Origin of the sequence: Acrocarpospora phusangensis (assembly GCF_016862995.1) — a bacterium.
GTDB classification, from domain to species: domain Bacteria; phylum Actinomycetota; class Actinomycetes; order Streptosporangiales; family Streptosporangiaceae; genus Acrocarpospora; species Acrocarpospora phusangensis.
In genome coordinates this window covers 93,528-113,083 of sequence record NZ_BOOA01000013.1, presented here as the reverse complement: position 1 = coordinate 113,083, position 19,556 = coordinate 93,528, and the positions used below count along the sequence as shown (strand labels likewise).

Here is a 19,556-nt window from a genome sequence, read left to right as displayed (position 1 = left end):
CAGGGCTGTCTAGCATCCCTCTGTGATTCGTGCACGACTTCTCGGAGCCCTGGTCAGCGTACTCACGGTCGCGGCCTGCTCCCAGGGAACCACCGCCTCCGCCCCCGCCGCACCCGTCCCCGGCACCGCCGCCGCCGCGCCCACCGCCGCCGCGCCCACCGCCGCCGTCCCGCCCAAGTTCGCCGAGGGTGTCCGGGTGGCCCTGGTCCGCCAGCTCTCCTCCGGCGACTACTTCGAGCAGTGGCTGGCCGGCGCCCAGGCGGAGGCCGAGAGCCTCAACGTGAAGCTGGAGATCTCCAGCGGGGACGGCAACAACGACAAGCAGGCGCTCAACCTGGAGCAGGCGGTCAACCAGAAGGCCGACGCGATCATCGTGGACCACGGCTTCGCCCAGACGGTGCAGCCCGCCATCAAGAAGGCGGCCGACGCCGGCATCCCGCTCGTCGCCTTCGACGTCGACCCCGGCACCCCGAAGGCGGTCTCCCTCACCCAGGACGACCACAAGATCGCCGAGCTGGCCCTGGGCGCGCTCAAGGAGGGCACCGGCGGCAGCGGCGACGTGATCTACGTCTACGTGGCCGGGTTCGCGCCGCTGGACCGCCGCAACGAGGTCTGGACCCAGTTCAAGAAGGACAACCCGGGCATCAAGGAGGTCGCCCAGATCGGCGTGGTCAACAACTCGACCGCGTCGGCCGTCGCCGACCAGGCCAAGGCGGCCCTCCAGGCCAACCCGGGCGTCAAGGCGATCTTCGCGCCGTACGACGAGTTCGCCAAGGGCGCCGCCATCGCGGTCAAGGAGCTCGGGCTCCAGGGCCAGGTGAAGATCTACGGCGCGGACATCTCCACCGCCGACATCGGCGTCATCACCGAGCCGAACAGCCCGTGGGTGGCCACCGCCACCACCGACCCGTCCAACGTGGGCCGGATCGCCGTCCGGGCCGCCGCGCTGCTGGTCGCCGGGGAGCGGGTCGCGCCCGAGCTGAAGGTGCCGCCCGCCCTGGTGACCCAGCGGCAGCTGCGCGACGGCGGCATCGCCGGCATCGAGCAGCTGACCGCCGCCGTACCCGCCCTGACCACGCCGGACGTCGCGCGGGTGCCCTGGGCCGCGTCGTGACCGAGGCGGCCTACCGGTATGGCCTGCTGGCCATCCTGGCCGCCATGCTGGTGATCTTCGCGGTGCTCCGCCCGGCCTTCGGCACGTACGGCAACGCCCTGATCGTGCTCCAGTCGGTGGCCGTGGTCGGCGTGGTCGCGCTCGGCGTCACCGTCTCGATGACCACCGGCGGCTTCGACCTGTCGGCCGGGGCCTGCGTGGGCGCGGTGGTCATGGTGACCGCGCTCACGATGGTCAGGTTCAACCTCACCGGCGGCACCGCGATCGCCGCCGGGCTGCTCACCGGGCTCCTGGTGGCCGGCGTGAACGCGCTGCTCACCGTGGTGGCCCGGATCCCCGACCTGGTGGCCACGCTGGGCACCATGTTCCTCTTCCAGGGACTCGCCCTGATCCTCACGTCGGGGCGGTCGGTGGCGGCCGGGATGACGGTGGACGGCGCGCCCGCTCCCGGCCGCTACACCGAGGGCTTCGCCTGGCTGGGCGGCGGCACGGTCGGCTCGGTGCCGGTCCCGGTCATCGTGTTCGGCCTGGTCGCGCTCCTGGTCTACCTGTTCCTCGAACGCACCCGCTGGGGCGTGGCCCTGTACGCGATCGGCGGCAACCCCGAGGCGGCCAGGCTGGCCGGCATCCGGGTGGCCCGCTACCGCGCCCTCGCGTACGCCGTCTCCGGCCTGTGCGCCGCCGTCGCCGGGATCATGCTGTCGGCCCGGCTCGGCCGCGGCGACGTCGGCGCCGGGGACGCCTACCTGCTCCAGTCCGTCGCGGCGGCCCTCATCGGGTACGCCGTGCTCGGCGCCAACCGCCCCAACACGCTGGGCACCGTGGTGGGCGCGCTCTTCATCGGCGTGGTCGTCAACGGCATGACCATGCTCAACGCGCCCTACTACACGCAGACCTTCGTCCAGGGCGTGCTGCTGGCCGGCGCGCTCGTCGTCAGCTACACCCGCAGGAGAGCCCGTTGACCGGCTACGAGCTGCTCACCGTCGAGAACGTGCCCGCCTACCTGGGCGGCCGGCCCGCGCTGGCCCGGTGGGCCGATCCGGCCAGGATCACCGGGGTGCGGGAGATCGGCGACGGCAACATGAACATCGTCTTCGCCGTCGAGGTGGACGGCGGGCCCGGCGTGGTGCTCAAGCAGTCCATGCCGTACGTGCGGGTGGACCCGGACTGGCCGATCACGCCGGACCGCAACCGGATCGAGGCCACCGTGCTGGCCGAGCACGGGCGGGTGGCCCCCGGCCTGGTCCCGGCCCTGCTCGACGTGGACGAGACCCGGCACGTACTGGCCCTGGAGGACCTGTCCGACCACCGGGTCTGGCGCGGCCTGCTCGTCGAGGGCTCCCGGGACGAGGGCGTCGCGGGCGAGCTCGGGCGGTACGTGGCCAGGGTGGCGTTCGGCACGTCCGTGTTCGGGCTGGGCGCGGAGCGGCACAAGGCCGCGGTGGCCGCCTCGGTCAACCCGGAGCTGTGCGAGATCACCGAGGACCTCGTCTTCACCGAGCCGTACGTGGAGCACGAGCACAACCGGATCCTGCCCGCCACCAAGGCGGACGTGGCCGCGTACACCGGCGACCCGGCCGTGCGGACCGCGATCGGGCTGGCCAAGCTGGCGTTCATGACGCACGCCGAGGCGCTCATCCACGGCGACCTGCACACCGGCTCGGTGCTGGTCCGGCCGGGCTCGCCGCCGTCGGTCCGCGCCTTCGACGTGGAGTTCGCCTTCTACGGCCCGGTCGGCTTCGACATCGGCGCGCTGTGGGGCAACTACCTGCTGGCGGCGGCCCGCGGCTTCGCCCTCGGCGACGCCGGGCGCGCCCGGTGGGCGCTCGGGCTGGCCGAGCGGACCTGGGACGCCTTCCGGGCCGAGTTCACCGCGCTCTGGCCGGACCGCGCCGACCCCCGCGTGTACGGCGACGGCGTGCTCGCCGCGTACCTGGCCACGGTACGGGCGGACGCGGCGGCCTTCGGCGCGGCCAAGGCGGCCCGCCGGGTGATCGGGTTCTCCCGGGTCGCCGACATCGAGACCCTGCCGGAGGAGCCGCGGGCCGCCGCCATCCGCGGCGTGCTGCGCGCCTGCCGGCACCTGCTCACCGCCCCGCCCGCCGAGGGCCTGTTCGACCGGGCCGGGGAACTCCTCGTCAGCGCGTAGCGATCCGGTACGCCAGCAGCCAGTCCACGCACTCGGTGACGTGGCGGGCCCGGAGCAGGTCGTCCCCCCAGGCGTAGAGCCCGTGCGAGGCGACGATCACGGCGGGCACGCCGGGGTCGTACGCGGCCTCGAAGCGGTCACCCAGTTCGGCCATGTCCTGGCTGTTGGGGATCACCGGGACGAGCACCTCGTCGTCGTGGGCGCCGCGGCCGATGCCCTTGAGGGTCTCCAGGTCCCGGAGGCGTACGCCGCCGGGCCAGTGCGCGCCGGCCACGACGGCGCTCAGCGTGTGCACGTGCACGACGGCGCCCGCGCCGGTCAGGGCGGCCACCCGGGCGTGCAGCCCGGCCTCGGCGGAGGGCCGCAGCGGCGCGATCCCCTCGACCTCCACCGGATCGCCCGCCGGGCCCACCACGGCCAGGTCGGCGGCCGACAGCTCGCCCTTGTCCAGGCCGCTGGCGGTCACCGCGAGGCGCAGCGGGTCGCGGGACACCACCTCGGACAGGTTGCCGGAGGTGCCGCGCATCCAGCCGAGCGCGGCGAACCTGGCCGCCTCGGCCGCGAGCCGCGCGCCCGCGCCGAGCACCTCGCCGGCGGTGGGGCTCATACGATCTCCTCGAAACTCGCGACCACGGGGTGCGCGCCGAAGCGGGCGTGCTCGTTGGGCTCGCCGGGGCGGCGCACCCCGGTCACCCGCCATCCGGCCGCCGCGGCGGCGTCCAGCTCGGCGGGCACGTCGGACAGGAAGAGCACGTCGCCGGGCGGGGTCTCCAGGGCGGCGGCGATCCGGCGGTAGGACGCGGGTTCCCGTTTGGGGCCGGCGTTGACCGTGTCGAAGTTCCGCTCGATCAGCGTGGACAGGTCGCCGTCCGGGCTGTGCGCGAACCACGGCCGCTGGCTGGAGACCGACCCGGAGGAGAAGACGGCCAGCCGCCGTCCCTCCGCGTGCCAGGCGCGCAGGGCGGGCGGCACGTCGGCGAAGAAGTGCGCGGTCAGCTCGCCCCCCGCGAAGCCGGCCGCCCAGATCCGTCCCTGGAGGGTCTTCAGCGGAGTGGCCTTGACGTCGCCGTCCATCCAGCCGTGCAGGATGGCCACGGTCTCCGCGGTGGTCGCGCCGCCGGTCTCCCGGACCGCGGCGGCCACCTCGGGGTCGTCGCGGTGGGCGTCGATCCACGGGCCGAGCCGGGGGCGGGCGTAGGCGTACAGGCCGGTGCGCACCGACTCGGTGGAGCTCGTGGTGCCCTCGATGTCCAGCACGATCCAGCTGATTCTCATGGGGTCCTGGTTCCGGGTGTTCGGGAAGTACACCGGCGAGCATATCTACATATTTCCTACCAAAACAAAATGTAATCACCCTTGGCGGGTGGGCAGGACCTCGACGCGGGCCACGTTCATCCGCGCCGGCGCGGCCACCGTGTACGCGATGACGTCGGCGATGTCCTCGCTCTCCAGGGGCGGCACGTCCGCCCGCCACCGCGCCAGGTGCTCCCGCTGGGCCTCGTCGCGCATGTCCTCGCCCAGTTCGGTGGCGACCAGGCCCGGCTCGATCGTCCTGACCCGGACGCCGCGCGGGCCGAACTCGGTGCGCAGGTTGCGGGTGAGGTGGGCGACCGCCGCCTTGGTGGCGCCGTACACGGCGTAGTTGGGGAAGACATTGTGGCCGCCGATCGAGCCGACGTGCACCAGGTCGGCGGGGCGGCCCTCGGCGGCGGCGGCGAGCAGGTCCGCCGCGAACGCGCGGCCCGTGTAGAGCACGCCGTTGACGTTCGTGGCGATCATGCTCTCCCACTCCTCGACCGCGGCCTCCTCGTACGGCGCGGGCAGCATGACGCCCGCGTTGGCCACGACCACGTCGACCCGCCCCAGATCCTCCCGGATGAGCGGCGCCACCCGCTCCATGGCGGCCCGGTCGGTGACGTCCACCACGACCGGCAGCGCGTGCCCCTCGATCTCGTACGCGAGCTCCTTGAGCCGGTCGTCGCGGCGCCCCAGCACGGCCACGGCCGCGCCGTCCCGGGCCAGCCGGCGCGCGGTGGCCGCGCCGATCCCGCTGGTCGCCCCCGTCACCACCGCAACCCGCCCGAAAAGCGGCTGTCTTTCACGGTTTGTTCGCATATTTCAAGTTTTGTTGGGCCTCGCAAAAGCGGTCATGCCGGGATGCCCATGCCTGGGCAAAGCCTGGCCTCGTCCGGCCGGGGTCAGCGGCCGGAGCGGACGAAGGCGAGCACGTCGAGCACCACCACCGGAGCACCGCAATCACCGGAGCGCCGGGGTCACCAGGTGACCGGGAGCCTGCGCGCGCCGAAGATGACGCCGTCGCGGAAGTCGATCTCGGCCGGGTCGACGGCCAGGGCGAGGTCCGGCATCCGGGTGAGCAGTTCGCCCAGGGCGATGCGCAGTTCGGCGCGGGCGAGCGGCTGGCCGAGGCACTGGTGCACGCCGAAGCCGAAGGCCACGTGCTGGTGGGAGCCGCGGCTCAGGTCCAGGCCCTCCGGGTCGTCGAAGACGGCGGCGTCGCCGTTGGCGGCCGACAGCCAGGCGATCACGCCCTCGCCGGCCTTGACGGCCTGCCCGCCGATCTCGGTGTCGGCCACCGCCGCGCGGGTCACGCCGGTCCGCACGATGGTCAGGTAGCGCAGCAGCTCCTCCACCGCGTCGTCCATGGACTCCGGCCGCTCGCGCAGCCGCCGCAGCTGCTCGGGGTGGCGCAGCAGCACCAGCGTGCTCAGCCCGATCATGTTCGCGGTGGTCTCGTGCCCGGCGACCAGCAGCAGCAGCGACGCGCCGACCAGTTCCTCCGCCGCCATCTCGCCGGTGGCCACCCGCTCGGCCGCGATCCGGCTGATCAGGTCCTCGCCGCCCTCCCGCAGCCGCCGGGCGATCAGGCCGGCCAGGTAGTCGCGCAGCTCGTCGCGGGCGGCGAGCGCCCGCTCCGGCGGCGTCGACCAGGCCAGCAGCGTACGGCTCCGCTCCTGGAAGAACTCGTGATCCGCGTACGGCACGCCCAGCAGATGGCAGATCACCTTCGACGGCACCGGCAGCGCGAACCACTCGATCAGGTCGGCCGGAGCCCCGGCGGCGCGCATGTCCTCCAGCGCCCCCACCACCGTGTCCCTGATCATGGGCTCCAGCGCGCGGATGTGCCTGATCATGAACTCGGGGATGAACATGCGCCGCAGGCGGGTGTGGTCCAGCCCGTCCATGCGGATGAACATGCCCGGCGGAGGCGTGTGGTCGGCCGGTAGGACGGGCCGCAGCAGCGGGAAGCCCGGCTTGGTGAAGTCGCTGGAGAAGTCGGGGCTGCGCAGCACCTGACGGACGTACTCGTGGCGGGTGATCAGCCAGGCGAGCTGCCCGTCGGGCAGTTCCACCTGCCCGAGCCCGTCGGGGAAGGGGTCCGGATGCGGCGTCAGGGTGTCCTCGCCGTACGGGTGGAACGGGAACCGCGGCGTCCCGGATATGCCGATCATCAGATCCTCCGAGTAGGCGAATGGGATGTTCTCCCTGGTCAGCCTCCCTGGTCAAAAGGGATGCACGCCCACGTTATCTGCCATTTAGGCAAAAATGCCCAATGGGCAAGTATGCTGGAGGTGTAGGTATATTTCCTGGTGGAAGGTGGTGCGCCCATGGCAGGGCTACGCGAGCGCAAGAAGGCCGCCACCCGCCAGGCCGTCCACGACGCGGCCATCCGGCTGAGCCTCGAACGCGGCATCGACGGCGTCACCATCGACGAGATCGCCGAGGCGGCCGGCATCTCCCGCCGCTCCTTCTCCAACTACTTCACCAGCAAGGAAGACGCCCTGCTGTACGCCGACGGCCAGCAGATCCGCGCCCTCGTGGACGCGGTGCGCGACCGGCCCGCGGGGGAGTCGGGGTGGACGGCGATGCGGGCGGTCGTGAGCGCCCTGGCCGTACAGGACGAGCACATCGTGCGCGAGTGGGCGCTGCGCAGCAGGCTCGCCATGAGCCACCCCGCGCTGCTGGCCGTGCAGCTGGGCAACCAGGCCGCCCTGGAGCAGGACCTGGCCGCCGCCGTGGCCGACCGCGACGGCGTCGGGCCGATCAGGGCCCGGGTGCTGGCCACGGCCTTCCTGGCCTCCCTGCGCGTCGCCATGCGCCTGTGGAACCAGCAGGAGCGGACCGCCCACCCGCGCGAGACCATGGAGCAGGTCCTGGACGAGATGGAGCGGGCCTTTCAGGGCTGAGCCCGGAGCCGGGGCAGGACCTCCGCGCCCAGCCGCCGGATGTTCTCCAGGGTGCGGCCGTGGTCGGCGCCGCCCTCCACCATGAGGATCAGATGGCCGAGGCCGGTGGCCTCCCGGGTGCTGGTGATCGTCCGTACGCAGTGGTCGGCGTCGCCGACCGGGTGGACGCGGGCCAGGAAGTCCATGTACTCGGTCAGGTCACGGGCCTGGCGGGGAAGGCCGTCCACGCGGACGTATCCGGCCAGGCCGGGTTCCAGCCAGCGGGGGAGCCGGGTCAGCAGCTCTTTCCTGGCCGCCGCCGTGGAGTCGCCGACGAACGCCAGGACCGCGGCCAGATGCGGGGGCCGCGCGGCCGGGGCCAGCCGTCCGTACTCGGCCAGGATCGCCGCCTTCGCCGGGTCGTCGAGTTCCATGCCCAGCAGCAGGGCCAGGCCCCGCTCGGCCGCGATCCTGGTCGTACGCTCCGACGCCCTGGCCACCACCGGCCGCAACGTGGCCGGCGGCACCATGTCCACCTCGCGGAACTGGAAGAACTCCCCGTCCGCCGACACCGTGGCCTGGCTCAGCGCGCGGCACAGCAGATCCAGGGACTCCGGGAACCCCCGCTCCCACCGGTCCAGGCCCGAGCCGAACACCTCCAGGTCCACCCACGGCCCGCCCCGCCCCACGCCCAGCGTGAACCGGCCGCCGGACAGGTGGTGCAGCATCGCCGCCTGCTCGGCCAGCGCCACCGGATGCGCCGTGGACAGCACGCTGACCGCCGTGCCGAGCCCGATCCGCTCGGTACGGCCCAGCGCCATCGCCGCCAGCGTGACGGCCGACGGGCAGACGCCGTACGACATGAAGTGGTGCTCGGCGATCCACGCGTCGTCGAACCCCGACTCCTCGGCGACGGCGACGGCCTCCAGCGTGTCCCGCAGGACCTGCCCCGGCTCGCGGTGCGGTCCGCCCGCCGCGATCAGGAATACGCCGATCCGCATGGATCCCCTCAGATGAGCGTGGGCGCCGACTCCTGCGAGACGGCGCAGAACAGGGTGGCCTCCAGTGTCGTCGACGCCCGGATTTCCGCGAGCAGCAACTGCGACGGCAGCGCGTACGGCTCCGCGGCGGCCAGATCGACCTGGTAGCCCATGTCGCCGAGCGCGGCCACCGTGATCCGGCTGAGCGGGTTGCCGATGCCGGTCCCAACCCTGCTGGTCATGAGCTCCGCGCCGAAGACCGACTCGCGCCAGTGGGAGCCGACGCTGCCGGGACCGCCGACGTTCTCGACCGGGACGACGTGCGGCACGCCGCCGCCGAGCAGGACGCCGAACTCCTGACCGGCCCTCGGCCCGACGAAGACCGGGTCGATGGCGCTGTCGCCCTCGACCAGGCGCAGCTCCCGCCAGATGCCGCCGCCGAGGCCCAGCGCGTGGCCCATCTCGTGGGCGATGACGTCGTGCAGCAGGCCGGTCTGCTCCATCCGGTCCAGGTCGAAGCTGTCGAAGGTCATCGTGCCGACGGCGGGCAGGCGGCTGCCGGTCCTGACCAGGATCGGGCGGGCCTGGCCCAGCACGTTGCCCGACGGGGTGCCCGCGCCGTCGATCTGGGCGCCCTGGGCCAGGATCACGATGTCGTCGACCGTCTCGCCCGCGGCCAGGCCCTCCGGCAGCCCGGGCAGGTCGGGAATCGCGACGTCGGGCAGATCCCCGACGATCATCCGGGCCCAGCGGTCGGCGGCGACCGAGAAGGCGGCCTTCTGGGTCTCGCTCAGGCCGCCCAGGAAGCGCACCTCGATCGTGAACGGTGACGCGGTGTCCGCCACTTCGCGGGCGCGCTCCGCGTCGGCGCGCGCCAGATGGGTCTCGAACTCGCCCATAGCCCCGTTTCTCCCTCGTTGCCGGTGCCTCACTGTGCGTCAATGGTCCACTCTCCGTGGCGTGCGGCGCTTGAGTAAGCCTCTACTCAATTCACTGGTCGGTCGAGATGTGCTCCACCAGGTAGTCACGCTGCCGCCGGGTCAGTTCCCCGATCGTGCGGGTCGGCGAGATGTCCTGGGCCTCCAGCAGCCGCCTGATGTCGCCGGAACGGTATCCGGGCAGGCCCCGGAGCAGCCACGCCACACAGGTGCGTTTCGCCGCCTTGTCGTCGCGTTCGAGCACCTGGGCGAGGCTCAGCTCCCCGGCCGCGAGCGCGGCGCGCAACTGCTCGCTGTCCTCAGGCTCACTTGTGGCCGTGGGGGTGGCGCTCGGGGCCGGTACGGGCGCCGGGCCGGCCGGCGCGGGCAGACGGTGTCCCGCGCCCGCGCTGAGCACGGCCGGATGCTCCGGCACCAGGTGCACGGCCGCCAGGAGCACCGCCATCGTTCCCGCGACGCCGATCGCGCTGAGCACGTGCCGGCGCGGCAGCCTGCCGTCCTCCTGCCGGATCGCCGCCAGTTTCAGGCCCACCAGCGCCGTACGCAGCAGCACGCCCGCCACCACCCCGACCAGGATGGGCTCCGCCCGCGCGGGCAGCGGGCTGACCGTGGCGATCAGGACGCCCGCCACGGGGCTGACGCAGGACACCACCAGCCACGGAGCCGGCCGCCGCGAGGCCATGTCCAGCAGGGCCGTCAGCGCCAGGCCTTCGCTGGTGGAGTGCACCATGAGGGCGATCACCACGACGGCCGACGTGGTCAGCGCGAGCGTCGCGCCCTCCACGGCACGGTGCACGGCGAGCGCGGCCGCGGTGCCCACTCCGCTGAACACGGCCGCGCCGATGACCTCCTTGACGCGGCGGTGCAGGCCGGGCGCGTGCCTGCCCGTCGCGGCGGCGGGCTCGTCGTGCCCGTGCCCGCAGCCCTTCCGGGTGAAATAGGTGATCACCAGGAAGCCGGACAGGATCGCCGCTCCCACCGCCCACAGCGGGACACCGCTCTCCACCGCGCCCTGCCAGGCGTCGGGCAGCATGTCGATCAACGCGGTGACCAGCATCAGCGCGGACGCGACGGCCAGCCAGGCGGTGACCTGCCGGGAGGCGCGGCGGGCCAGCCACGCGCCCGCGAGCGTGGACAGGCAGACCAGGACGACGGCCAGCCACACCGCCAGACCGGGCATCGGTTCCGTGACCATGGCACTCCCTTGATCGAGGGTGTTGGCGGGGAAGGGCCGCCACCTGCTCTCATTACGGAGAGTAGATATCCCGCTACCCATTGTTTACACATCTGAGCAACCGTTCACATGACACGCGCGGCTCATCCGGGATCTCCGCCTACGATGTTGCGGTGAACGTGCTCGGCAGGCGGGAGTGGGAGGCCAGGGCCACGGCCCATCGGCTGCGGGTGGACGCGTGGATCGGCCCGCACCTGAGCCGCCGCCGGGCCGGGGTCGCGCACCCGGTGGAGGACTTCCTGTTCACGTACTACGGGTACCGGCCGAGCAGGTTGCGGCGCTGGCACCCGGGTCCCGGCGTACTGCTGGAGGACGCGCGCGAGTTCGGGACCGGATACCTCGACGTGGACGGCGGGGCCACCCTGGACACGGCCGCGCTGGTGGCGCGGCGGCGGGAGACCCTGGAGTGGGTGGCCGGGCTGCTGGCGGCGACCGCCGGGCGGGCCGGGCAGTTCGGGTGTTTCGGCATGCACGAGTGGGCGATGGTCTACCGCCTGCCCCCCGAGCAGGTCAGGCACGCCGCCCAGCCGCTGCGCCTGACGCCCGCCGCGGTCGCCGCCGTGGTCGAGGAACGGCCGCTCCGCTGCAGCCACTTCGACGCCTTCCGGTTCTTCACCGAGGAGGCCCGCCCGCTCAACCAGCTGCTGCCCACCCGGGAACGCCAGACCGAACTCGAACAGCCCGGCTGCCTGCACGCCAACATGGACCTCTACAAGTGGGCGAGCAAACTCTCGCCGCTGGTCCCGAGCGAACTGGTCGCCGACTGCTTCGAACTGGCCCGCGACATCCGCGCGGTGGACATGCGCGCCAGCCCGTACGACCTGCGCGCCCAGGGATACCGGCCCATCACCGTCGAGACCCCGGAGGGCCGGGTCGAGTACGCGGCGGCCCAGCGCGACTTCGCCACCCGGGCCGCGCCCCTGCGCGCACGACTCCTGGCAGCCTGCGACGACCTGCTAGCGGCGGCACCCTAGGACCGCGGGGATCGGGCGGGTGTTCTCCGGGGCCGCGCCCGCCGGGTTCGGCGGGCGGCGCCGGGAGTAGCTGCAGGCGATGCCGCCGCGGGAGTTGGCGAATCCCACCGGATCGGTCGGCGTGGGGGCGTTCAGGTCGAACGCGATGGGATCCCGCTCCGCCGCGACGACGGCCGCGAACTCCTCCCGCACCGCTTCGAACCCCGGCGCGACGACCCCGTGCACGCTCACCCTCACTCCTCCCGATTCCGCCATGTTCCGGCGCTCTAGGCCCATTACCGGAAATTTCGGTACATCGGGGGTGTTGGGCTATTTGCGGCTCTCCTGGATCAGCCGGCTCACCAGGTCGGGCACGGCGACGCCGATCGGCTCCCTGACCACCTCGTCCGCCACCTCGTCGTACGGCGTCGCGCCCGCGTTGACGATGATCAATCGCGCTCCCGCCCGCACCGCCAGCCCGACCAGCCCGGCGGCGGGGTGCACCTGCAACGATGTGCCGACCGCCACGAACACCTCGCTCCGCTCCGCCGCCGCCACGGCCTCGCCGAGCGGCCCCTCCGGCAGCGCCTCCCCGAACATCACCGTGGTCGTCTTGAGGATCCCGCCGCACTCACGGCACGCCGGATCGCGCTCCCCGCCGTCGATGCGATCGAGCGCCTCCCGCAGCGTCGTCCGTTCCCCGCACCGCACGCACACCACGCCGAACATGTTCCCGTGCAACTCCAGCACCCGGCCGGACCCCGACCCCGCCCTCTGATGCAGCCCGTCCACGTTCTGGGTGACCAGCCGATCCAGCAGCCCCGCCCGCTCCAACTCCACCAGCGCCAGATGCGCGTCGTTGGGCTCCGCCCCCCAGGCCGGGCTGTCCCGCCGGAACTCCCACGACCGCCGCCGGATCTCCGCGTCCCCGAGGTAGTAGTCGATCGTGACCAGCTTCTGATAGTCCGGGTCGGCCCGCCAGAGCCCCTGCGGCCCCCGATAGTCGGGAATCCCCGACTCGGTCGAAATCCCCGCCCCCGTCAGCACGCTGATCATTCCCGGCCCTTTCCGATCACCCGGAGTTCCTCGCGGTCCTGTCCATAGTCATGTTCTCGACCTACCCGCGCCGGCACGTGCCGGCGAAGGGCTCCGCGAGGAGAACCGCCGGTCCGTCACGTGCGGCGCAGGACCACGAGGGCGACGTCGTCCTCGTGGCCGGGGCGCATCAGGCCCGTGAGCAGGCGGTCGCAGAACGCCTCCAGGTCGGGGTCCACCGGGGTGCTCAGCTCGCGCAGGCGGTCCAGGCCGTCGGAGACGCCGAGGTCGCGGTGTTCGATCAGGCCGTCGGTGACCAGGACGAGCGCGCCGCCGGGGGGGAGCGTGAGGCGGGTCTCGTCCGGGCGGGGGAGGTCGGCGCCGAGCAGGGGGCCGGGCAGGATCACGTACTCGGCGTGGCCGCCGGTGACGAGCAGGGGCGGGAGGTGGCCGGCGTTGCACATCAGGAGCTCGCCGGTGGCCGGGTCCACCAGCAGCAGCACCACGGTGGCCAGCTCGCGGGGCAGGAAGTCCAGCATGAGCCGGTTGACCCGGCGCAGGATCTCGCCCGGCGAATGGCCCTCGCTGGCGTACGCCCGGACGGCGTGCCGGATCTCCGCCATCACGGTGGCGGCGTGCAGCGAATGTCCCATCGCGTCGCCGACCGCCACCAGCAGCCGGTCGCCCAGCTGGATCACCTCGTAGAAGTCGCCGCCGATCTCGGCTTCGGTGGAGGCGGGGACGTACCTGGCCGCCAGCTTCAGGCCGGGCACGTCCGGCAGGGAGCGGGGGAGCAGGCTGCGCTGCAGGGTGAGCGCGATCCGCCGCTCCTCGTCGAGCGAGCGCAGCCCCTGCACGGCCAGCGCCACCGTCTGGCTGAGCTGCGACAGCACGTGCAGGTCGGCCTCGCTCGCGGTCGCGTCGGCCGGGACGAGCACGGCGACCAGCGGCCTGGCCTGGAGGCGGGCCAGCGCCACCCGCACCTCGCCGTCCCGCGCCGACGGGTCCAGCAGGGGAGCCCAGTCGGAGCCTGGCCCGGTCAGCATCGTGAGCCCGTGGGCCGCCTCGCCGAACACGGCCCGCTCCACCGAGACCCGCGCCTGCTCGCCGTCCGCGCCGACCGCCGCCACGTGCACGTGCGGGCCGTTCAGCGCGGTGGCCAGGACGGTCACGGCGCAGCCGAACATCAGCGCCGCGCCCCTGGCCGCCGCCGCGACCACCTCCGGCACGCTGCCGGTCGAGTTGACCGCCAGCGTCGTGTCGGCCATCGCCGCCAGCTGACCGGCCAGGCGTTCTGCCCGCCTTCGCGCGCTGGCGTACCTGAGCGTGGCCTGCACGGTCGCCAGCAGCACCTCCGGCTCGACCGGCTCGGTGAGGTATCCGTCGGCCCCGCGCGACAACCCCTGGGTACGGTCGCGCACGTCCACCGCCGACGCGGTGAGATGGATGACGGGCACCGCCGCGGTGGCCGGATCCGCCTTGATGCGCTCGCACACCTCGAAGCCATCCATGTCCGGCATGCGCACATCGAGCAGCACGAGGTCGGGGGACTGCTCGCGGACCGCCGCCAGCGCCTCCCCGCCGCTCGCCGCCTCGATCACGTCGTAGCCGGAGTGCTCCAGCCATCTGCCGATCACGTACCGGTTGGCGTTGACGTCGTCCACCACCAGAATGCGTTCACCCATCGGCTCCCACCCCTCTGATGACACGCAGCAGACCACCCCGGTTCAGCCGCGACTTCTCCAGCACCGCCACCGCGCCCGCCAGCGGTCCCGCCTCGGCCGAGGTGACCACGATGACCGGCAGGTCCCGCAGCTCCAGATCGGCGCGCAGCTGTGCCAGCACCTGCCCGCCATCCAGGTCCGGCATGCGCAGATCCAGCAGAACCAGGTCGGGCCGTTCCCGCCGGATCGCGGCCAGCGCCGCCCTGCCGTCCCCGACCTGCTCGATCTCGGCGGCCACGCCGCGCAGCAGGTCCGCCAGGATCGCCCGGAAAGCCGGGTCGTCGTCGGCGATGAGGACCCGGGGCACCGTGATCCGGTCCAGCCGGGGCAGGCACAGCTCGAACGTGCTGCCCACCCCCACCTCGCTCCGCACGGTCAGCGTGCCCCCCAGGATGGCGGCCAGACTCCGCGCGTACGGCAGACCGAGGCCCGTCCCGGCGAGACCGGTCTGGATCGGGCCCCGGACCTGGTAGAACTCCTCGAAGATCTGGTCCAGCTGGTGGGCCGGGATGCCGATGCCGGTGTCGGAGACCCGTACCAGCACGGTGTCCTCCTCCTCGGCCACGGTGACCGCGACCTCGCCCCGCTCGGTGAACTTCAGCGCGTTCGTCACCAGGTTGCGCAGCACCTGGGTGAGCATCATGGGGTCCGTGAGCAGCGGGGCGATCCCGTCGGGCACGTCCACCACGAGCGCGACCCCGTCCCTGGCCGTCGGCCGCAGCTGGCCGGCCAGCCGTTCGGCGATCGGGCGGATGTCGACCTCGGACAGCGTCGGCTCCAGCCGTCCCGACTCGGCCTTGGCCAGGTCGAGCAGCTCGTTCACCAGCGTGAGCAGGTCCCGGCCGGAGACGCGGATCAGCTCGATCTGGTGGCGCGTGGTGTCGTCGAGCGGCTCGCCCAGCTCCAGGATCATCCGGGCCAGCCCGAGGATGGAGCTGGCCGGGGCGCGCAGCTCGTGGCTGACGCTGGCCAGGAACCGGGTCTTCGCCTCGCTCGCCTCCCTGAGCTGGACCGTCTTGTCCTCCAGCTCGGCGTACAGGGCGACGACGCCCTGGTTGGTGTGCTCCAGCTCCTCCGACAGCTGGGTGTAGAGGGCGAGCACGCCGTGGTTGGTCTGCTCAAGTTCGTCCCGCTGGGCCTGCACGTCCTCCAGCGCGGACAGCAGTTCCTGGTTCTGGGCGCGCAGCTCGTCCAGGGGGTTGATCGTGGCCAGGGTGGACAGGTGGGCGCGCAGGTCGTCGAGGCGCGGGGCGCTGGGCTGGGGCAGGCTCTTGACCAGGGTGATCGCGTCGGCGTCGTACCTGAGCTCGTCCACCAGGCGGGATGCCGCCGCGAAACCCGGAGTGCCCGGCTGGAACGCGCGGTCGCCGCGCAGGGTCACGGTCAGCACGCCGTCCACGGCGAAGACAACCGTGCCGCCGCCGGCCTGCGCCAGCGCCTCCCGGCCGACCTCGCTCAGCGCCGTCGCCAGGCGTACCTGGTCCTGGTAGTCGAGCCCGGCCCCGGCGGCCACCTCGCGGCCGGCCCGGCGCAGCGCGAACACGTCCGGCTCGGCCCTGACCACCATCGTCAGCAGGTCGGCGGTCACGGCGCGGTCCCGGCCACGAGGACGCCCGCGTCGTCGCGGCGTACGCCCATGTCGCGCAGGAGCGCCCCGGCGATCACCAGCGGGTCGCGGCTGCCCAGGCCGGGATAGCCGGCCAGGTCCCACCGCTGGCTCAGCCCGTCCGTGTGCATGATCAGCAGCGGGCGGGCCGGCAGCGGATACTCGAACGCGCGGATGGCGGCGGCGCGGTGCCCGGCGATGCCCGGCAGCGACACCAGGCCGCGGCTCTGCCCGCCCAGCAGGACGCCCGAGATGTTGCCGAGCCCCGCGTAGGCGAGCACGCCCCCCGCGCGGTCCAGCCGGGCCACCGCGACCGCCGCGCCCCGGGTGTGCGCGATCTCCGCGTGGACCCGCTTCAGCAGCTCCGCCGGCGCTCCCGGGGGCGCGTCCTCGAAGGCGCGGACCGCCGCGTGCGCCGCCGACGCCGCCAGCGGGCCGTGGCCGAGCCCGTCACACAGCATCAGCGTGACCAGCGGGCCGTCCGCGCGCACGGCGAAGCCGTCCCCGCAGCTGTCCTCGCCGCTCATCGGGCGGACCAGCCCGGCCACCCGCCAGCCCGCCGGGTCCGGCTCGGCCGGGCCGATCCGCAGCGTGTAGACCGTGCCCGCGCCCGGCCGGGAGTACCCGTCCGTCCAGTCGCTCAGCCGGGCCAGCGCGCCCAGGCCGATGCCGAGCGTGCCGGCCGTGGAGTAGCCGTCCGCCTCGTACGGGATGCCCTCGGCCATGCCGGGTCCTGAGTCCAGCGCGAGGATCTCGACCGCGGAACCGGTCCGGCGGACCAGGACCGTGCCCCGGCCGGCGTGCCGGCACAGATTCGTGACGATCTCCGCCGCCACGATGCCCAGCCCGGCGATCCGCTGCTCGCCCAGGCCGGCCGCCGCCGCCCGCTCGGCGACCGCGCGCTGCACGGCCGCGACGGCGCTCTCCTCCGCCACGTCGATCCAGACGCCCGGCGTCAGCGCGCCCATTTGACCACCGTGACCGTGGTGCCCTCGCCCGGACTCGACACGATGTCGAAGGTGTCCACCAGCCGTTTGGCGCCGCCCAGGCCGAGGCCCATGCCGTTCGCGGAGGTGTACCCGTCGGTCAGGGCGAGCGCGATGTCGGGGATGCCCGGCCCCTTGTCGTGGAAGACCACCCGTACGCCCGCCTTGATCGTGGAGGAGACCTGCTCCACCGTGGCGCTGCCGCCGCCGCCGTGCGTGAGGGTGTTCCTGGCCAGCTCGCTGGCGGCGGTGACCAGCTTGGTCTGGTCGACGAGCGAGAGCCGGGCGGCCACGGCCGCCGTACGGACCAGCTGGCGGACCCGGACGACGTCCGCGTCTCCGGCGATCGGCAGCTCCTGGGCGGTCATGCGCGGGCGGAAAGCAGTCGCATGCCGCGCTCCACGTCCAGAGCCGTCTTGATCCCCTCCAGCGAGAGCCCCAGCTCGACCAGGGTGATCGCCACCGCCGGGCGCATGCCGACGACGACCGTCTCCGCGTCCAGCACCCGGGAGATCGAGGCGATGGTGGCCAGCATGCGCCCGGTGAAGGAGTCCACGATGTCGAGCGCCGTGATGTCGATGACCACGCCGCGCGCGCCGGTGGCCACGATCTTCTCGGCCAGGTCCTCCTCCAGCGTGATGACGGTACGGTCCTGCAGGTCGACCTGGATGGAGACCAGCAGCAGATTGCCGATCTTGAGGATCGGGATGCGCTCCATCACAGACCCCGCTTCGCCATCTCCGCGCCGAAGTCCACGCCGCTGCGGCTGATGGCCAGCATCAGCGCGTCGGCCAGCGTCGACTTGGTCGCGATGTCGCCGAACTCGATGCCGAGCGCCACGATGGTCTGGGCGATCTGCGGGCGGATGCCGGAGATGATGCAGTCGGCGCCCATCAGCCGGGCCGCCACGACGGTCTTCAGCAGATGCTGCGCCACCTGCGTGTCGACCGCGGGGACACCGGTGATGTCGATGATGGCGTGCTCGGAGCCGGTGTCCACCAGGGTCTGCAGCAGCTTCTCCATCACCACCTGGGCGCGCGCCGAGTCCAGCGTGCCCACCAGCGGCAGCGCCACCACGCCGTGCCACAGCTTCACCACCGGGGTGGCCAGCTCCAGCAGCTGCTCCGCCTGGTTGCTGATGACCTCCTCACGGGCCCGCGTGTACACCTCGAACGTGATCAGGCCGAGCTCGTCGATCAGGTCGGTCAGCGGCGTGAACCCCGGCTCGTCGCCGATCCGGTCGCGCAGGGCCCGCTTCAGCGCGAACACCGCGACCGCGGTCTCCCGCGGGCTGAACCCCTGGTGCGCCCGGTTGCGCGACAGCTCTCCCAGCAGGGCCCTCACCTCTCCGTACGCCTCCGCGCCCGGATCCGTGCCGCCGCCGGCCGCGAGCGCCGAGAGCAGCGCGTCGAGCAGGTCCCGTAACTCCTTGTCCAGCTCGACACCGGTCATCCGCCCCCGCAACGACTCGGCGACGATCTCCTTCCACCGGCCGAGCAGTTCCTCCTCCTCCGCCCGGCACCGCTCCACCACATTCCCGAAAACCTCGGCCGCCATGACTTCCCCTACTGTCCGGTTTTATCGGCATATCTCGCCTTGGAGAGGCAGCCAAGTATGCGGCATCTTCCGTGCCGGAACACCCTCTCCGGACCCTTCACCGGCGATCCGGGGACCGACGGCGCTTGCCGCGGCAAGCCCTGCGCCAAGCGCCGCATCCGGTACGGCCTCAGGCCGTCTTGACGGTGAACAGGTAGGCCAGGATCAGGATGATCAGGGCGTTGCCCAGGACCACGATGACCAGAGCGGTGACCAGGATCCGCATTCCGCTGATCTTCGCGGTGAGGCGGACCAGCCAGCGGATCGCGCCCAGGACCAGCATGATCGCGCCGCCCAGAATCAGCAGCGTCATACTGGCGGGATCGAGCGAGACGGGCATTGTCTCCACGATGTGGAGGTCTACTGTTGTCATAGGGTTTCCCCCGGTGCCGAGAAGCGCTGGATTGGAAGCCTTGCCGCGGGCGCACCTCTGCCGATTCGCCAGTCGTGGGGGTGCCCGCGGCCAATCAGTGAGTGACCTCTCCGGTCACGGTGACGCTCTTCCTCCCCCCGAGTTTTCCGTTGACGGATACGTCGAGCAGTGATGCCGGAAGATCGGGGCAAAGCTCATAGTGCTCCCTTCTCGCTGGTTGGCGCGTTGCGCTCATTGTGAGGAATGGCAAACGCGGGGGCAATATGCGATCGCGAGTAAATGGGAATTCACGTGAGGTAAGGTGCTCGCACGGTTCGGGGAAGTATTCACCTAGCTTTTGTGCAGGTTAGCTCAATTCGTTGACGTGATGCGTTGGCTACTGCTGTGATCGTGTGCCGTGGCATTATTTTGCAACCTGGGGTGCGTGGTGCCGGATTTCGTGTGGTGCTGGCCCGCTGGACTAGCTGATCAGCTTAACTTCACCTGAAGTCATTGCGACGTGAAGTTGCTCGCAGTGCTCGCATCGTGTTGGCCAGATGGGGCCAGCCGAGTCCTGGACCGGCTCAAATGTGCATGGAGCGCACGTTAATAGGCGAGGAGGGCGGGCTCGCCCTCAAGATCAATAACTAGGATGGTGCTCCGGGTCGAGGAAAATCTTGATGGGCAACCTCTCGACGAAGAGAC

21 protein-coding genes are annotated in these 19,556 nt (G+C 72.3%); 5 read left to right on the top strand and 16 right to left on the bottom strand.

Features of this window, described 5'->3' with window-relative positions:
• Positions 1 to 22 precede the first annotated feature (22 nt).
• The 3 genes from Aph01nite_RS10675 to mtnK are packed head-to-tail and all read left to right on the top strand — an operon-like array spanning position 23 to position 3,263.
• Complete coding sequence (locus Aph01nite_RS10675; RefSeq protein WP_204040638.1) at positions 23 to 1,114, top strand: substrate-binding domain-containing protein; 1,092 nt, start codon at positions 23 to 25, stop codon at positions 1,112 to 1,114.
• Positions 1,111 to 2,076: an ABC transporter permease gene (locus tag Aph01nite_RS10670; protein WP_204040637.1), complete on the top strand. Its 966-nt coding sequence runs from the start codon at positions 1,111 to 1,113 to the stop codon at positions 2,074 to 2,076. The genes Aph01nite_RS10675 and Aph01nite_RS10670 overlap by 4 nt, the downstream gene beginning before the upstream one ends.
• A complete protein-coding gene (gene mtnK, locus Aph01nite_RS10665; RefSeq protein WP_204040636.1) occupies positions 2,073 to 3,263 on the top strand; it encodes an S-methyl-5-thioribose kinase in 1,191 nt (396 codons plus the stop codon). The genes Aph01nite_RS10670 and mtnK overlap by 4 nt, the downstream gene beginning before the upstream one ends.
• Here the strand turns inward: mtnK and mtnB are convergent.
• From mtnB to Aph01nite_RS10645, 4 genes are all read right to left on the bottom strand, one after another.
• Positions 3,253 to 3,870 (bottom strand): methylthioribulose 1-phosphate dehydratase, encoded by a 618-nt coding sequence (gene mtnB, locus Aph01nite_RS10660; RefSeq protein WP_204040635.1) that lies wholly within the window; start codon positions 3,868 to 3,870, stop codon positions 3,253 to 3,255. The genes mtnK and mtnB overlap by 11 nt on opposite strands.
• A complete protein-coding gene (gene mtnC / locus Aph01nite_RS10655; RefSeq protein WP_204040634.1) occupies positions 3,867 to 4,538 on the bottom strand; it encodes an acireductone synthase in 672 nt (223 codons plus the stop codon). Before mtnC ends, mtnB begins: the two co-directional genes overlap by 4 nt.
• Before the next feature lie 75 nt (positions 4,539 to 4,613).
• Positions 4,614 to 5,330: an SDR family oxidoreductase gene (locus Aph01nite_RS10650; RefSeq protein WP_204040633.1), complete on the bottom strand. Its 717-nt coding sequence runs from the start codon at positions 5,328 to 5,330 to the stop codon at positions 4,614 to 4,616.
• A 206-nt stretch (positions 5,331 to 5,536) separates the two neighbouring features.
• Positions 5,537 to 6,733, bottom strand: coding sequence for a cytochrome P450 (locus tag Aph01nite_RS10645; RefSeq protein WP_204040632.1), 1,197 nt, complete (start codon positions 6,731 to 6,733; stop codon positions 5,537 to 5,539).
• Positions 6,734 to 6,889: 156 nt separating this feature from the next.
• Between Aph01nite_RS10645 and Aph01nite_RS10640 the strand changes: the two genes are divergently transcribed.
• Positions 6,890 to 7,468 carry a TetR/AcrR family transcriptional regulator gene (locus tag Aph01nite_RS10640; RefSeq protein ID WP_204040631.1) on the top strand — a complete coding sequence of 193 codons (579 nt, stop codon included), beginning with the start codon at positions 6,890 to 6,892 and terminating at the stop codon, positions 7,466 to 7,468.
• Here Aph01nite_RS10640 and Aph01nite_RS10635 read toward each other — a convergent pair.
• The 3 genes from Aph01nite_RS10635 to Aph01nite_RS10625 form a co-directional block, all read right to left on the bottom strand.
• Positions 7,459 to 8,448 carry an LLM class flavin-dependent oxidoreductase gene (locus Aph01nite_RS10635; protein ID WP_204040630.1) on the bottom strand — a complete coding sequence of 330 codons (990 nt, stop codon included), beginning with the start codon at positions 8,446 to 8,448 and terminating at the stop codon, positions 7,459 to 7,461. The genes Aph01nite_RS10640 and Aph01nite_RS10635 overlap by 10 nt on opposite strands.
• An 8-nt stretch (positions 8,449 to 8,456) precedes the next feature.
• On the bottom strand, positions 8,457 to 9,326 hold the full coding sequence (locus Aph01nite_RS10630) for a leishmanolysin-related zinc metalloendopeptidase (protein WP_204040629.1): 870 nt from the start codon (positions 9,324 to 9,326) through the stop codon (positions 8,457 to 8,459).
• 91 nt (positions 9,327 to 9,417) lie between these two features.
• The gene (locus Aph01nite_RS10625) at positions 9,418 to 10,560 is read right to left on the bottom strand and encodes a ZIP family transporter (RefSeq protein ID WP_204040628.1); all 1,143 of its coding nucleotides are present in this window, start codon (positions 10,558 to 10,560) and stop codon (positions 9,418 to 9,420) included.
• A gap of 152 nt (positions 10,561 to 10,712) precedes the next feature.
• Here Aph01nite_RS10625 and Aph01nite_RS10620 point away from each other — a divergent pair, with 152 nt between their 5' ends.
• The gene (locus Aph01nite_RS10620) at positions 10,713 to 11,573 is read left to right on the top strand and encodes a 3-methyladenine DNA glycosylase (protein ID WP_239161564.1); all 861 of its coding nucleotides are present in this window, start codon (positions 10,713 to 10,715) and stop codon (positions 11,571 to 11,573) included.
• Here Aph01nite_RS10620 and Aph01nite_RS10615 read toward each other — a convergent pair.
• The 9 genes from Aph01nite_RS10615 to Aph01nite_RS10575 form a co-directional block, all read right to left on the bottom strand.
• Complete coding sequence (locus tag Aph01nite_RS10615; protein ID WP_204040627.1) at positions 11,556 to 11,804, bottom strand: hypothetical protein; 249 nt, start codon at positions 11,802 to 11,804, stop codon at positions 11,556 to 11,558. The two genes, Aph01nite_RS10620 and Aph01nite_RS10615, sit on opposite strands and share 18 nt — an antisense overlap.
• Positions 11,805 to 11,882: 78 nt before the next feature.
• On the bottom strand, positions 11,883 to 12,608 hold the full coding sequence (locus tag Aph01nite_RS10610) for an SIR2 family NAD-dependent protein deacylase (RefSeq protein WP_204040626.1): 726 nt from the start codon (positions 12,606 to 12,608) through the stop codon (positions 11,883 to 11,885).
• 116 nt (positions 12,609 to 12,724) lie between these two features.
• On the bottom strand, positions 12,725 to 14,272 hold the full coding sequence (locus Aph01nite_RS10605) for a fused response regulator/phosphatase (protein WP_239161563.1): 1,548 nt from the start codon (positions 14,270 to 14,272) through the stop codon (positions 12,725 to 12,727).
• Complete coding sequence (locus Aph01nite_RS10600; RefSeq protein WP_204040624.1) at positions 14,265 to 15,899, bottom strand: ATP-binding protein; 1,635 nt, start codon at positions 15,897 to 15,899, stop codon at positions 14,265 to 14,267. The genes Aph01nite_RS10605 and Aph01nite_RS10600 overlap by 8 nt, the downstream gene beginning before the upstream one ends.
• The gene (locus tag Aph01nite_RS10595; protein WP_204040623.1) at positions 15,896 to 16,885 is read right to left on the bottom strand and encodes an ATP-binding protein; all 990 of its coding nucleotides are present in this window, start codon (positions 16,883 to 16,885) and stop codon (positions 15,896 to 15,898) included. The genes Aph01nite_RS10600 and Aph01nite_RS10595 overlap by 4 nt, the downstream gene beginning before the upstream one ends.
• Positions 16,873 to 17,271 (bottom strand): anti-sigma regulatory factor, encoded by a 399-nt coding sequence (locus tag Aph01nite_RS10590; RefSeq protein ID WP_204040622.1) that lies wholly within the window; start codon positions 17,269 to 17,271, stop codon positions 16,873 to 16,875. Before Aph01nite_RS10590 ends, Aph01nite_RS10595 begins: the two co-directional genes overlap by 13 nt.
• On the bottom strand, positions 17,268 to 17,621 hold the full coding sequence (locus Aph01nite_RS10585; protein WP_204040621.1) for an STAS domain-containing protein: 354 nt from the start codon (positions 17,619 to 17,621) through the stop codon (positions 17,268 to 17,270). The genes Aph01nite_RS10590 and Aph01nite_RS10585 overlap by 4 nt, the downstream gene beginning before the upstream one ends.
• A complete protein-coding gene (locus Aph01nite_RS10580; protein ID WP_204040620.1) occupies positions 17,621 to 18,460 on the bottom strand; it encodes an STAS domain-containing protein in 840 nt (279 codons plus the stop codon). The genes Aph01nite_RS10585 and Aph01nite_RS10580 overlap by 1 nt, the downstream gene beginning before the upstream one ends.
• Before the next feature lie 169 nt (positions 18,461 to 18,629).
• Positions 18,630 to 18,872, bottom strand: coding sequence for a hypothetical protein (locus Aph01nite_RS10575; protein ID WP_204040619.1), 243 nt, complete (start codon positions 18,870 to 18,872; stop codon positions 18,630 to 18,632).
• Positions 18,873 to 19,556 lie beyond the last annotated feature (684 nt).